Origin of the sequence: Methylocystis sp., assembly GCF_050251305.1 — a bacterium.
Classification (GTDB): Bacteria; Pseudomonadota; Alphaproteobacteria; order Rhizobiales; family Beijerinckiaceae; genus Methylocystis.
The window spans coordinates 1-13,067 of sequence record NZ_JBFWNB010000072.1 but is presented as its reverse complement, the minus strand read 5'-3'; the positions used below and the strand labels follow the sequence as shown (position 1 = coordinate 13,067).

The following is a 13,067-nucleotide window of genomic DNA, read 5'->3' as shown; positions in this document are numbered from 1 at the left end:
GGAATTCGACGATCTCCTGCAGATCCTCCTTGGCCTCGTCGACGCCGGCGACGTCCTCGAAGGTGACGCGCCCCTGCGTCTCCGTCAGCAGCTTCGCCTTCGACTTGCCGAAGCCCATCGCGCGGCCGCCCGCCCCGCCCTGCATCTGCCGCGCCATATAGATCCATACGGCGATGAACAGCAGCAGCGGCAGTCCGTTGACGAGCAGGGTCGACAGCCAGCCGGGACTGTCATTCGCCGGCTTGGCGCTGATCTGAACCTTCTTCGACTCGAGCTTCTGCACGAGACCCGGATCATTCGGGGCGTAGGTCGTGAAGGAGCGGTTGTCGTTGAAGTGCCCGGAAACCTCGTTGCCGGAGATCGTCACGTCGTGGATGCGGCCTTCATCGATCTGCACCAGCAGTTCGCTGAAGGTGATCTCGCGCGCCGGCGTGCGGGTCTGCTGGTGCTGGAAGAGACCGAAAAGCAACGCGCCGACGGCGACGAAGACGACCCAAGGCAAATATTTCTTCCAATTCGCCTTCATTTTCACCTCCATGACGAGAGCCGCGGCGGGCCGGGCGTTCTCGCCAACATGTATGCATTCTCCGCCGGAGACCAAAACGCCTCCGACTAGCGCAGGATGAGATTAGAAGTAATCTAGGTCAGGATGGCGCAATAGCCAAACAGGCTTCATAATTCGCCAAAAGCAGAGGCGGATGCGTAAAATTGTCATTGCCGGCCTAAATGACTGCTTGGGTTCGGCTTTCCTTGGACTGACCGATCTCCTGACGCTTGCGGGGCGCGCGATCGTCCGCGCCGCCGCGCCCGCAGAGCGCGCCGAGGAGCCCTTCTACGCCGTCGCCGTGAGCGCGGACGGCGAGTCGATCCGCGACCGCTCGGGCGCGCGCTTTCCCGTGGCCGCCTCCTTCGACGCCATCGCCACCTGCGACGCCATCATCGTTCCCAGCTTCGCGCCCGACGAGGACGGCAAGCCTCCGGACATGTCCCGCTTCGGGGCGGCCGCCGCATGGCTGCGGCGCCATCATTCGCGCGGCGCGCTGATCGCCGGCTGCGGCTCGGGCGTGTTTCTTCTTGGCGAGGCGGGCCTCCTCGACGGCCGCCGCTGCACGACGAGCTGGTGGCATCACGAGGAGCTGAAGCAGCGCTATGCGCGAATCGACGCCGCCTGGGGCGCGCGACTGATCGAGGACCGCCGCGTGGTTACCGCCGCGGGCCCGCTCTCGTGGATCGACGTCGCTCTGCATGTCATTCGCGCGCTATGCGGCATCGATGCGGCGCGGATCGCGGCGGATTTCACCGTCGGCGAAGCGGCGCTCGTCAAAGGCGCGCCGCGCGGCCCCGCCGCCTGTGGCGCAAGGACGGTGACCGAAGGGGCGGACGCGTTTCTCTCCGAAGCTGAGCGAGCCGTCCGGCAAGCCGATTCGTCGATGAGCGCCCAAGAGCTGGCGCGCGCTCTTTCGACGTCGGAGAGGACGCTGCATCGCAAGCTCAAGCAGGCTTCGGGAGAGTCGCCGAAAACCTTCATCGATCGGATACGGGTCGAGACGGCGCGCATGCTGCTCGAAACCAGCGCCAAGCCCGTCAAGGAGCTCGCCATGAGCGCCGGCTTCGCCGACGAAGGCAGCTTTCGCCGCGCCTTCCGGCGTTTCGCCGGGATGGCGCCGAGCGCCTATCGCGTGTGGGCGCGCGCCCGAAGCCAGAACAAGGGCGAAGTTTTTGCGCTGCGTAAAGACGCGGAAATCATTCCAAAAATGCTGACCACGATCTTCGACGCCTGCGTCAACGGCGTGACGCTCGCCGATCCGGACCTCGAAGACTTGCCCGTCGTTTACGCCAATCGTCCCTTCATGCAGATCACCGGCTATCAGTTCGACGAGATCATCGGGCGCAACTGCCGGTTTCTGCAGGCCGACGATCGCGACCAGGAGGGACGACTGCGGCTGCGCCAGGCAATCCGCGACCGTCAGCAGGTCGAAGTCACGCTGCGCAATTACCGCAAGGACGGCGCGCTCTTTCACAACAAACTCAACATCACGCCGCTTTTCGACGCGGACGGCCGACTCTTGTATTTCCTCGGCGTGCAATATGACGTCAGCAATCAGGTGCAGGCGGAAATCGAAATCGGCGAGCTCAAAGCAAAGCTTATGTCATTGACGGACTAATCGTCATTGCGGCGCAACTGCGCCTGAAGCGTGACTGACGAGTCATTGATGATGCCGGGATTTCCAACTTTTCCCGACGTTGGCCGATCAAGCCGGACCGGCGCCCAGGGTGCGCCGCAATAGCTTTTCCCACTTGGCATTTCTCAAAGTCGATGCGCTAATTTGTCGCGCCTGATGCAGGTGCGGCCAAATGGCCGCCATTGAGCAGGGACAGGAGACAACGCCATGAACGCCATCTCAGCGATTCTCTCGATTTTCGCCGCCGCCGCGGCCATCACGCTTGCGATCACCGCATTCGTCAACGCCTGACCTAACGCAGACGCGAGGAACGCGTCGCTCGCCGCCCAGCGGCGAGCCAGACGCGCGTTTTTCCCAGAGCGCAATCTGAGCTTTGACGCGCCAAGAAGAACATCGGCTTGGCGTGATGAATTTATTTCAAGTGCGAGGCGCATTCGATTTTCCGACCACGGCATGCGCGGCGCGATCGCTCCCACAACCATCACTCGCACAGCCTAAAGAATCGACCCGCTTCGCTCAGTCGGGGATACGCCGTGTCGATCAAATGCTCATCGGCGCTCGGCCGCGCGATCGGCGTTCCCTTTGAACTTTCGGCGAATGAAAGGCCGCGGGGGTTTCGGCGCCATCAAGCTGGCGGGCGGCGGCTACAATAGAAAAGCCCGGCCAGATGGCCGGGCTCTTCGAATCGGTCGAGATCAGGAGCGCTCAGTATTTGGCGACGACGGGCGCCGCGCCCCAGTTGAAATGATAGTTCACGCCGGCGCGAACGATGTTGCCGTTGAACCGAGTATTTTGCTGAAACGCCGCATAAAGCGATGGAACGGCGTTCGACGTGAGAACGCCGGTATTATAGACGTTGCCGAGGTCGTAGTAGAGATATTCGACCTTGGCGCTCCAATGCGGCATGAACATCCATTCAAGACCGCCGCCGGCGGTCCAGCCGACGCGCGTATCCGAAAAGGACGAGGAGCCAAGGCCCAGAAATCCGTTTGTGATGCCAGCCTGGAAGATGGAGGTTGACGACGTCACGCCGCCATAGGCCAGACCGCCGGTGCCATAAAGAAGCAGCGTTGGCGTGAAGAGCCAGCCGACGCGACCGCGAACGGTGCCGATGTAATCGAGGCGTCTCGTCAGCGAGAAGTTTGTAAGAACCGGCGTGACGCCAATGATCCCTCCGGTTGCAAAATTGCTGTTGTTATTGGACTGAGCGATCCCCTGGATATCCGCTTCCACGCCGGCGAGCGCCGCGCCATTGAAGAATTGCCAGTTGTAGCCGATCTGGCCGCCGCCGATGAATCCGCTGCTATTGCCGCCCGACATTGAACCGGAAGCCAGCCCCGCGAGCAAAGCCGCCGCCGGCACAGGCAGCACTGGAACAGTAGCGATCTGCGTTGAGCTATTGCTCGCCCAAGTGCCGCCAGCGTTGAGACCGATGTAGAAACCTGTCCACAGCGGCGGGGGCGGCAGCGGGGGCGGCGGAGGCGCCTTGTAGCTGGGAAGATCGGCGGCAAAAGCCGAGCCCGCGAAGATGGCGAGCAAAGCAGCGACAGAAAAAATTCTTTTCACCCAAGCCTCCTGTTAGAGGCGATAAAATCACTCACTGCGTAGACTTTTCGCCGCGATCGCCTCGTCATCAATCAACAGCCAAGACCACGCCAGGGTCAATTTGAAAGCATCGACTTTCGGCGGCGTTCGGCCGGAATCAGATCCGCTGTGGCGCTGAGGCCACACCCGCAGTTCTCAACGAAAAAGCCCGGCCGATCGGCCGGGCTTCTGATTCTCAAGAACTCAGGAGCGCTCAGTATTTCGCGACGATCGGGGGAGCGCCCCAGTTGAAGTGATAGTTCACGCCAGCGCGGACAATGTTGCCATTGAACCGGGCGCTCACTTCGGTCGCATTCGCCCACAGCAGGTTGCCGGCGAAGGTTCTCGTCGTCAGGCCGCCCGAGGTGCGCACAGAACCGAGGTCGTAATAGAGATATTCGACCTTGGCGCTCCATTGCGGCATGAACATCCATTCAAGACCGCCGCCGACGGTATAACCGACGCGCGTGTCGGAGAACGAGCCGCCGGGGAAGCCGACCGTCGCGAAGGGCGCGAAATCAGGGGTGACGCCCTGGAAGCCCGCAACGTTCAGGTTGACGCCGCCATAGGCGAGACCGCCGGTGCCGTAGACGAGCAACGTGGGCGTAAACAGCCAGCCGAGACGACCACGAACGGTGCCCAGGTAATCGAGGCTCTTACGCGCCGACATGGCGCTGACGACGCTGAACGGACCGAAGACGGGAACCGCAGAGACGTAGTTCCGGTTGTTGTTGCTGTAGGCGATGCCCTGGATGTCAGCCTCGACGCCGGCAAGCACCTTGCCGTTGTAGAACTGCCAGTTGTAGCCGACCTGACCGCCGCCGATGAAGCCGCCGGAGTTCGAGCTGAAAACGCCCGTTCCGCCAAGCGCCGCGGCGTTCGAGAAGAGAACCGGACCGAGTCCCGGCGTCCGGAAGATCGGAAACGAGGAGACGTAGATATTGTTGCTGTTGCCCCAGGTGCCGCCAGCGTTCAGACCGACGTAGAAACCGGTCCACAGCGGCGGCGGCGGCAGCGGGGGCGGCGGAGGAGCCTTGTAGCTGGGAAGATCGGCCGCCAAAGCCGAGCCCGTCAGCGCGACCGCAAGAGCGGCGACGGAAAGAGCTTTTTTCATCAGTATCCTCGTTGCTTGGAGGCGGAAAACCTTCGCCCGAACTGCCTTCTTGAAGCTTTCAGCGATTGCTCGCCATGCAGTGCACTCAACCAGTCGAGGCCATGCACAGTCAACGCAAAAGCCCCGGTTTTCGCAGACGCTCGGACGGAATCCCTGCGGGTGTTGCACGGGCGCCACAGGGGGCGAGACAACGCCGGATCAAACCGCGGGATGTGTTTCGACGCGCGCGCGACGCCGCAAGTTTTGCCGAGACGCAAGGCGCGCCAGCCCACTGCAGCGCGTCAGGCCATGCCGCGATGCGAAAAAAGCGTAAAAAGCGGTATGAGGTCCTAGGTTTAGGCGCGAACCGCCAAGGACGCCCGACCCGCCGTCCGACGGCGGCGCCAACCGTCCTTCGACGTTTTCGCGGCGTCGTTTTCATTCGCCGCCCGCGTCGCGAGCAGGTCGAGCGGCCCAACGGGACATATCCCCAGCCATGGCAGCGGCCGAACTGCGGCAAGCGACCCCAGCACGCGCGAATGGCTTTTGCCGAAATGGCGCAAAGGCAGAAGCAGCAGCTCGAATTCCGCCGCGTTCTCCTCCTCGGCCCCGGCCTGAGCATAGGCCACGATCGGAATTCCGTCGTTGATGACTTTGCGAATCGCCTCGGCGATCTCCTCCTGATGCCGGCCGGTCCACCAGCTGAGGAAATGATGTCCCTTCTGCTCCTTGAGCCAAAGCGCGTTGATTCGCGCGCCGCAAAGGCGGAGCGGAAAGGGGCGATCGGCGTCCGCTTCAATGATGAATGTGTCCGCCAGGATGTGACGAATCGCGAGCGGATCGATCTCCGCCCGATCCGGCGCTGACCGCTCCCCCTTCAAACCATCCCAATATTCGTAGAGATTTCTCGTGACTCGCAGTCTCATCAAACTCGTCCGACGCTCATGCGCCCCCGCCCAGGATTGGCACGACTCCCCTCAGAGTTGCGCCACTTCATCTCAGCGAGCAGCAGTCGTGCCATTTCCGCAGTTGCGGAAATGAGCGAAGGCGAGGAAGGCCGCGCCGATCCGAAAAGTCTGTTCCGCCAAGGAGCTATGCTTTCCGGCATCAAAGCTTTCAATTATGGCGATCGCAGGCCGGTTTTGCGGTTCGCGGCCGATCGCCTCAAATTGGGACGCTCGCCGAGACGAGTCGCGCTAGATTAGGCTTCGGCTGGCGCTTGCCCAGCGAAGCGGACAGGAGTGGACGTGCCCGCAAGGCGAGAGCCGATATTCAACCTTCCGGCGGCGACCAAGACGCTGATCGTCATATTGGCGACGATCCAGTTTGTGGTCGCTTACGGCCCCCCCGAATTCTCGAACTGGTTGTTGGTGACATTCGCCTTCATCCCCGCGCGCGTGACGCTCGAGGGCGGCGCCGAATTCGCCACGATGCTGACCTACTTTTTCTTGCACGGCGATTGGACGCATCTCATCGTGAACGTGCTGGCGCTCGCCGCATTTGGAACGCCGGTCGAGCGCCGATTCGGATCGCTGCGCTATGTGCTGTTTCTTGCCGCAAGCGCTTTCGCAGGCGCCCTCTTCTTTCTTGCGCTGCACCCTGACGAAATTGCGCCTGTCGTCGGCGCATCAGGCGCAATCTCAGGAACAATGGGGGCGATTGTGCGTTTCGCATTTACGCCAGGCGCGCGACTGGCGGACAGGAGACGCAGCTCGCCTTATGACGGGGGATCGAATTTCACTTCGCTGTCGCAGCTACGGCTGAACCGACAGGCGATGTTTTTTCTCGTCGCATGGTTAGCGGTGAACGTGCTTCTCGGCGCATTTCCGCAGGCGGTCGGCGTTTCCAGCGCGATCGCGTGGGAAGCTCATGTTGGTGGTTTTTTGTTCGGCCTGCTCTTTTTCGGCGTCTTCGATCGCGCGGGCCGGCACGCTGTGAATTCGTAATAACGTTTTTCGCTGGCGAGGGAGGTCAGACGGAAAGCGAAAAGGAGGGCCAGATGACGATCGCGAACATTCTCGCAGAAAAAGGAAGAGAGGTGGTGACTGCGAGCCCCGATACGCCGCTTCAACAGGCGGCTCAGCTGATGATGCGCGAAAGGATCGGCGCTCTCGTCATTTTGGACGACAGCGGCCGCCTGATCGGCTTGATCGCCGAGCGCGATATTGTTTCAGCGGTGGCGCTGGACGGGCCCGAGGCGATGAAACAGCCCCTATCGGCGTATATGCAGCCGGCGCCGGCGCCGGCCCGAGAGGAGGACGCCGTCGAGAACACGATGCGCGTGATGACCGTCGAGCGGCGTCGGCACATTCCCGTGGTCCGGGAAACCTGCCTCGTCGGACTGGTGTCCATCGGCGACGTCGTCAAATACCGCATCCGCGTCATCGAAGACGAGCATCGGTCCATGCGGGAATACATCGCCCAGGCGTGACGATCGCGCGCAGGCGATTGTGTGGCGGGCGGGCGCGCCGCCTTCACGGCGTCGCGTGCGACGACGCGGTCCGCTGAATGGCGACGCCAGCGCGCAGGCGCGTCGGCGACGGAGACCGAAGCGATTCGCAAATCGCTATTGAGCCGCGTCGGCCGCCAGCGGGATGTGGGCGAAAATATTCGGCAGAGCGCGCTTGGCCGCTTCCCGTCCGACATTGATCAGCTGATCCGCCCTGTGGAAGTCGAACATGCCGACTTCCTCCATGCGCGCGGTGATGGTCGCGTCAGGCGGGTCGCCCGCCAACCGCGAACGCAGAATGCGATCCTGAATGATGTTGAAAGCGTCAATCATGGCGGTGGCGACGTTCGGCGCGTCGCCAGGCTTGCGATCGAAATAGCGGGGGAGAAACCTGTCGGCGAAGGACACGTCGCCCTTATCGCCAAAAGGTCCGGCCTCCGCGGCCCGCTTCAGCGCCGCGGGATCGTCGCGGATGACGCGCGCACGATACATCGTGTCGGCGGTGACATTCACGGCGATCACATATTCGGCGCCGAGCGCTCTGCAGACGGTGACCGGCACCGGATTGACGAGCGCGCCGTCGAACAGCCAGCGGTCGCCGATCCGCACCGGCTCGAAAATGCCGGGCAGCGCGTAGGACGCGCGGATCGCCAGCGACAGATTGCCGTGTTGCAGCCAGACTTCGTGCCCGGTGCCAACCTGGGTCGCCACAGCCGCGAAGGGTATCGAAAGATCCTCGATCTCGATGTTTTCGAGTTCCTTATCCAGCGCGGACCGCAGCCGCTCGCCGGTGATCAGGCTCGCGCCGGAAAATGAGAGATCCATGAGCGTGAAGACGCGCCGCTTGGTCAGCGACCGAGCAAAGGCTTCGATCTGATCGAGCTTGCCGGCGGCGTAGCATCCGGCGATGACCGCGCCGATGGACGTTCCCGCGATCACATCGGGCTTGATGTCGTGCGCCGCGAGTTCGCGCAGCACGCCGATGTGCGACCAGCCGCGCGCCGCGCCAGCGCCGAGCGCCAAGCCGATCGTCGGCTGTCCGCGCCTCTGCAGCTTGGCCTCCGTGTCCGCCTGGCGCACGAGAGTTGTCGGAGGAGCTTGGGGTTCGTCCGTCATCGGGCTACCCGCGTCGGCGTCGTCTTGGGTCTGGAGGGTCCGTGAGCGTAGCGACAACATCGCGGCCTTTCCTGCTCGACTGTCTCCGTGGCTGAATTAGCGGGAGATACGGCGGAGAACACCCTGCGCCTCGAAAGTCGCCTCCAGGTTAACTTTTCCGCCAACCGACGCGCCTATGCGCCGTCAGCGGAGAAGACCAGGGCGCCGCGGCCGTCGAGCGCCCGGTAAAAGCAGGATTTTCTTCCCGTATGACAGGCTTTGCCGTCGCCTCCCACTTCCACTTCCAGCAGCAGCGCATCCTGGTCGCAGTCGACGCGCAGCGACAGAACCCTTTGCGTCTGGCCGGACGTTTCGCCCTTGCGCCACAGCTCGCGGCGGGATCGCGACCAATAATGGGCGAAGCCCGTTTCAATCGTCTTCTCGAGCGCGATTTCGTTCATATAGGCGACCATCAACACGTCGCGGGTCGCGGCTTCCGTGGCGATGCAGACGATCAGGCCGTTCGCGTCGAACTTCGGCGCGAAGACGACCCCCTCCTCCACATCCGCCTTGGAAGCAGGCGCTTTGGCAAGCTGCGCCATCACCGCGCTCCGCGCAGCAGCGTGTAGAAATGCGCCTGCTCGGCCGGATCGTCGCGGAACACGCCGGAAAACTGCATCGTCACCGTGGACGAGCCCTGCTTCATCACGCCGCGCATCGACATGCACATATGTTCCGCCTCGACCATCACGGCGACCCCGCGGGGCGCCAGCGCTTCGTCGATCGCCGACGCAATCTGCGACGTCATCGCCTCCTGCGTCTGCAGCCGGCGGGCGAAGACCTCGACGAGCCGCGCCAGCTTCGACAGGCCGACCACGCCGCCGTTCGGATAATAGGCGATATGCGCCTTGCCTATGAAGGGCACGACGTGGTGCTCGCAGTGGGAGGTAAACGGAATGTCGCGCACCAGGACGAGATCGTCGTAGCCTTCGACTTCCTCGAAAACCTTCGACAGAACTTCGTCGGCGCTCTCCCGATAGCCGCTGAAGAACTCTTCATAGGCCTTGACCACGCGGCGCGGCGTATCGCGCAGCCCCTCGCGGTCCGGATCGTCGCCCGCCCAGCGCAGCAAGGTGCGCACGGCCGCTTCGGCCTCGTCGCGGGAGGGGCGTTCCAGAGTTCGAACCGTCTCGAGCGAAGAAAAGGGAAAGGTCTTAACCACGTCGTCCATGTGGCGCCTCCAAAAGCGTCAGTCGCGCGCCGTTATGGGCGCAGCGCATCGAATGCCCCGCGCTCGGCGCGAGGCGGTCCCTCAAATCGTCGCTGTCTCCGGATGGTTCGAGATTACGCGAAAATTCGAGACTCATCAGGGACCGATGACGGCCCCGGCGCGTCCGGCTTTCGCGAAGGCGCGCAAAATCCTATATAGAGTTTTACCGAGGCGATGGTAAGGCCTTGGCTTGAAAAGCGCCGGCGGCGATGCTCAACAACATATACAATCAACGCATTCTGGAACTTGCCGGAAATATTCCGCGCATCGGCCGGCTACCGCAGCCGGACGCGACGGCCTCCGCCTATTCCAAGCTCTGCGGCTCGACGATCACCGTCGATCTGAAGCTGCGCGACGGGAAGGTGGCCGACTACGCGCATGAGTTGAAAGCCTGCGCGCTCGGCCAGGCGTCGGCCTCGATCATGGCGCGCAATATCGTCGGCTCGACGCCGCAGGAGCTGCGCGAGGCGCGCGACGCCTTACGAAAAATGCTGAAGGAGAACGGTCCGCCGCCGACCGGCAAATGGGCCGACCTCGCCGTGCTGGAGCCGGTGCGCGACTACAAGGCCCGCCACGGCTCGACCTTGCTGGCCTTTGACGCGGTGGCGGACGCGGTGACGAAGGCCGAGGCTTGATCCGAAGCCAAAAAGGCAGGACAAGCTCTGGTTCCATCGCCTCCGAGACACGCTCGGTAAACCAGTCCTGCGTCTAGACGAGGGTCGTTCCAGTTGACCTCACAACATGCGGAACGGACGACCAGCCTGGAGATCGTCCTCGCCTGGTGGCGCGATACGCCGCTGTATCTGCGCATCTTGGGAGCCGTGGCGCTGGGCCTCGCCGTCGGCGTCGCGCTCGGCGATCAGGCGGCGGCGCTCGAGACGCCGGCCAAACTTGTGTTGCGGATCCTCGGGGCGCTCGCGCCGCCGCTGATTCTCCTGGCGATCATGCAGGCGCTGATGCGCGCGCATCTTGGCGGCCAGCAGGCGCTGCGGCTGGTCACGCTGCTCGTCACGAACACGCTGGTGGCGATCGGCGTCGGACTCCTTGTCGCCAATGTCCTGCAACCCGGTTCCTGGTGGAAGGCGGCGCCGGCGCACCATCCCGTCGAAGCCGCGGCGGCCGCCGATCCCCTCTCCCAATTCCTGGACAATGTTCCAAAGAGCGTCGCCGGGCCCTTTTCCGACAATGGCACGGTGATGGGCGTCATCTTCATTGCGGTGGCGCTCGGCGTGGCCCTGAGAGGCGTGCGCCATCACGAGGTGCGCACCGTCGAAGACCTCGTCCATGTGGCGCTGACCAGCCTGATTGCGATTCTGCACTGGATCATCGAACTTGTGCCGCTGGCGGTGTTCGGCATCGTCGCCAGCATCGTCGGCGTGAAGGGCTTTAGCGATTTTATCGCCCTCGGGGGCTTTGTCCTCGCCGTGCTCGTGGCGCTGGCGTTGCAAGCCGCCTACTACCTCATTCGCGTGCGACTCGGTTCTTGGGCGCCGCCGCTCTACGTGCTGCGAGGAGTCCGCGATGCGCTGGTGATGGCGTTTTCGACCGGCAGCTCCACCGCCACGATGCCGGTGACCTATGCGCGCCTGCGCGACAAGGTCGGGCTGCGCGAACAGTCCGCCAGCATGGGCGCGCTTGTTGGCGCAAATTTCAACAATGACGGCACGGCGCTCTATGAAGCCATGTCGGCGTTGTTCGTTGCGCAATTGCTCGGCATGCATTTGACGCTGGGCCAGCAGTTCATCGTCGTCGTGACGTCCATCATCGCATCCGTCGGCGCGGCCGGCATCCCGGAAGCGGGTTTGGTGACCATGACCCTGGTCTTCAAAGCCGTGGCGCTGCCGACCGACTACATCGCCATGCTTTTCACCGTCGACTGGTTCCTGGATCGCTGCCGGACAGCCATCAACGTCATGGGCGACGTGACGGTCAGCTGTCTGCTGGACGGCAAGACGCGCGAGCAGCAGGAGACGCCGCCGCCCTGAGACGTCAGGACGCTGCAAAAGCTCGCCCGGAAACGCCTTTCCGCCTACGCTGGCGTCATGACCCCTGCCCCGATTCGCATCCTCGGAATCGATCCCGGCCTCCGCAATACCGGCTGGGGCGTCATCGAGGTGCAAGGCTCGCGGCTTTCCTTCGTCGCCTGCGGGCGCGTCCGCTCGGATTCGACGCTCAACATGGGCGCGCGGCTCCGCCAATTGCACGAAGGGCTGACGCGCGTCATCGCCGACCACGCGCCCCAGGAAGCGGCGATCGAAGAGACCTTCGTCAATCGTGATCCGCAATCGGCCTTGAAGCTCGGACAGGCGCGCGGCGTGGCGCTGACCGCCCCCGCGCTCGCCGGCCTCGTCATCGCCGAATACGCCGCCAATCTCGTGAAGAAGACCGTCGTGGGCGCAGGCCACGCCGACAAGGCGCAGGTGCAGATGATGGTGCGGGTGCTGCTGCCGGCGAGCGCCGCGACGAGCGCCGACGCCGCCGACGCTCTCGCGGTGGCGATCTGCCATGCGCAGCATCGCGGCGCGCGACTGCGGGCGTCGGCATGATCGGCAAGCTCAAAGGGCTCGTCGACGCCTATGGCGAGGACTTCGTGATTCTCGACGTCAACGGCGTCGGCTATGTCGTGCATTGTTCGACGCGAACGCTGCAAAAGCTGCCGCGCGTCGGCGAGGCGTCCGCGCTCGCCATCGAGACGCAGGTGCGCGAAGATTCGATCCGGCTCTTCGGCTTCGCGACCGAAAGCGAGCGCGACTGGTTCCGGCTTTTGCAGACCGTGCAGGGCGTCGGCGCCAAAGTGGCGCTGGCCATCCTGTCGATCCTTTCCGCAAGCGATCTCGCCTCCGCCATCGCCATGCAGGACAAGACCGCGGTGGCCCGCGCGCCGGGCGTCGGGCCGAAGCTCGCGGCGCGCATCGTCGCGGAGCTGAAAGACAAGGCGCCCGCCTTCGGCGCGGTCGATCCTGCCATTGCGCGACTGTCCGGCGAAGAGCCCGATGGCCCGCTGTCCGCGGCGCGCGACGCGATTTCGGCGCTCGTCAATCTCGGCTACGGCCGCCCGCAGGCGGCGGCGGCGGTGGCCGAAAGCGTCAAGCAGCTCGGCGAGAGCGCCGACGCCAGCACGCTGATCCGCCAGGGCTTGCGCGAACTCGCGCGCTGAGCGGCGGCGCTTAGAGCGCTTCCCGATCATATGGAATAATGTGATCGATAAGGATTCGCTCAAAATAAAGACGTTGGAGCAGGTTCTCATCGAAAAAGTCTGGCAACTTTTTCGGAACCTGCTTGTCTTATGACTTTCCGCGCCGCTTCGGTGAGAAGGAACCGCTGGGAGAGGGTTGCCGCCCTCTCGTCAGCGGCGAGGGACGGATCGGGAAACCGCGGACCGTTTGACGGGTC

General features: G+C 63.6%; 14 protein-coding genes. 7 read left to right on the top strand and 7 right to left on the bottom strand.

Translation table 11 applies throughout. From position 1 onward, the window contains the following. Positions 1 to 526, bottom strand: a 526-nt coding sequence (locus AB7F41_RS16180; protein ID WP_428385775.1) for an ATP-dependent metallopeptidase FtsH/Yme1/Tma family protein, incomplete at its 3' end; no start/stop codon positions are given. A gap of 172 nt (positions 527 to 698) precedes the next feature. On the opposite strand from AB7F41_RS16180, the gene AB7F41_RS16175 reads away from it, so the two are divergent. After that, positions 699 to 2,165: a helix-turn-helix domain-containing protein gene (locus AB7F41_RS16175; protein WP_428385773.1), complete on the top strand. Its 1,467-nt coding sequence runs from the start codon at positions 699 to 701 to the stop codon at positions 2,163 to 2,165. 723 nt (positions 2,166 to 2,888) lie between these two features. Here the strand turns inward: AB7F41_RS16175 and AB7F41_RS16170 are convergent. The 3 genes from AB7F41_RS16170 to AB7F41_RS16160 all read right to left on the bottom strand — a co-directional run bounded on the left by AB7F41_RS16170 (position 2,889) and on the right by AB7F41_RS16160 (position 5,786). After that, positions 2,889 to 3,749 carry an outer membrane protein gene (locus tag AB7F41_RS16170; protein ID WP_428385769.1) on the bottom strand — a complete coding sequence of 287 codons (861 nt, stop codon included), beginning with the start codon at positions 3,747 to 3,749 and terminating at the stop codon, positions 2,889 to 2,891. 232 nt (positions 3,750 to 3,981) lie between these two features. Beyond that, positions 3,982 to 4,881, bottom strand: coding sequence for an outer membrane protein (locus AB7F41_RS16165; RefSeq protein WP_428385767.1), 900 nt, complete (start codon positions 4,879 to 4,881; stop codon positions 3,982 to 3,984). Between the two features lie 335 nt (positions 4,882 to 5,216). After that, positions 5,217 to 5,786 (bottom strand): PAS domain-containing protein, encoded by a 570-nt coding sequence (locus AB7F41_RS16160; protein WP_428385765.1) that lies wholly within the window; start codon positions 5,784 to 5,786, stop codon positions 5,217 to 5,219. Positions 5,787 to 6,107: 321 nt separating this feature from the next. Between AB7F41_RS16160 and AB7F41_RS16155 the strand changes: the two genes are divergently transcribed. Further along, positions 6,108 to 6,806: a rhomboid family intramembrane serine protease gene (locus AB7F41_RS16155; RefSeq protein ID WP_428385763.1), complete on the top strand. Its 699-nt coding sequence runs from the start codon at positions 6,108 to 6,110 to the stop codon at positions 6,804 to 6,806. A gap of 53 nt (positions 6,807 to 6,859) precedes the next feature. Continuing rightward, positions 6,860 to 7,291: a CBS domain-containing protein gene (locus AB7F41_RS16150; protein ID WP_428385762.1), complete on the top strand. Its 432-nt coding sequence runs from the start codon at positions 6,860 to 6,862 to the stop codon at positions 7,289 to 7,291. Positions 7,292 to 7,426: 135 nt separating this feature from the next. Here AB7F41_RS16150 and AB7F41_RS16145 read toward each other — a convergent pair whose 3' ends face one another. The 3 genes from AB7F41_RS16145 to folE all read right to left on the bottom strand — a co-directional run bounded on the left by AB7F41_RS16145 (position 7,427) and on the right by folE (position 9,635). Then, entirely contained in the window at positions 7,427 to 8,425 is a 999-nt protein-coding gene (locus AB7F41_RS16145; RefSeq protein ID WP_428385760.1) for a patatin-like phospholipase family protein, read from the bottom strand. Between the two features lie 173 nt (positions 8,426 to 8,598). Next, positions 8,599 to 9,006, bottom strand: coding sequence for a phosphoribosyl-AMP cyclohydrolase (hisI, locus tag AB7F41_RS16140; protein ID WP_428385758.1), 408 nt, complete (start codon positions 9,004 to 9,006; stop codon positions 8,599 to 8,601). Beyond that, the gene (folE, locus tag AB7F41_RS16135; RefSeq protein WP_428385756.1) at positions 9,006 to 9,635 is read right to left on the bottom strand and encodes a GTP cyclohydrolase I FolE; all 630 of its coding nucleotides are present in this window, start codon (positions 9,633 to 9,635) and stop codon (positions 9,006 to 9,008) included. Before folE ends, hisI begins: the two co-directional genes overlap by 1 nt. 248 nt (positions 9,636 to 9,883) lie before the next feature. On the opposite strand from folE, the gene AB7F41_RS16130 reads away from it, so the two are divergent. From AB7F41_RS16130 to ruvA, 4 genes are all read left to right on the top strand, one after another. Further along, complete coding sequence (locus tag AB7F41_RS16130) at positions 9,884 to 10,309, top strand: iron-sulfur cluster assembly scaffold protein (RefSeq protein WP_428385754.1); 426 nt, start codon at positions 9,884 to 9,886, stop codon at positions 10,307 to 10,309. A 93-nt stretch (positions 10,310 to 10,402) separates the two neighbouring features. Then, on the top strand, positions 10,403 to 11,659 hold the full coding sequence (locus AB7F41_RS16125) for a dicarboxylate/amino acid:cation symporter (RefSeq protein ID WP_428385752.1): 1,257 nt from the start codon (positions 10,403 to 10,405) through the stop codon (positions 11,657 to 11,659). Positions 11,660 to 11,716: 57 nt separating this feature from the next. Then, complete coding sequence (ruvC, locus tag AB7F41_RS16120; protein ID WP_428385750.1) at positions 11,717 to 12,220, top strand: crossover junction endodeoxyribonuclease RuvC; 504 nt, start codon at positions 11,717 to 11,719, stop codon at positions 12,218 to 12,220. After that, positions 12,217 to 12,831, top strand: coding sequence for a Holliday junction branch migration protein RuvA (ruvA, locus tag AB7F41_RS16115; protein ID WP_428385748.1), 615 nt, complete (start codon positions 12,217 to 12,219; stop codon positions 12,829 to 12,831). The genes ruvC and ruvA overlap by 4 nt, the downstream gene beginning before the upstream one ends. Positions 12,832 to 13,067: the final 236 nt, after the last annotated feature.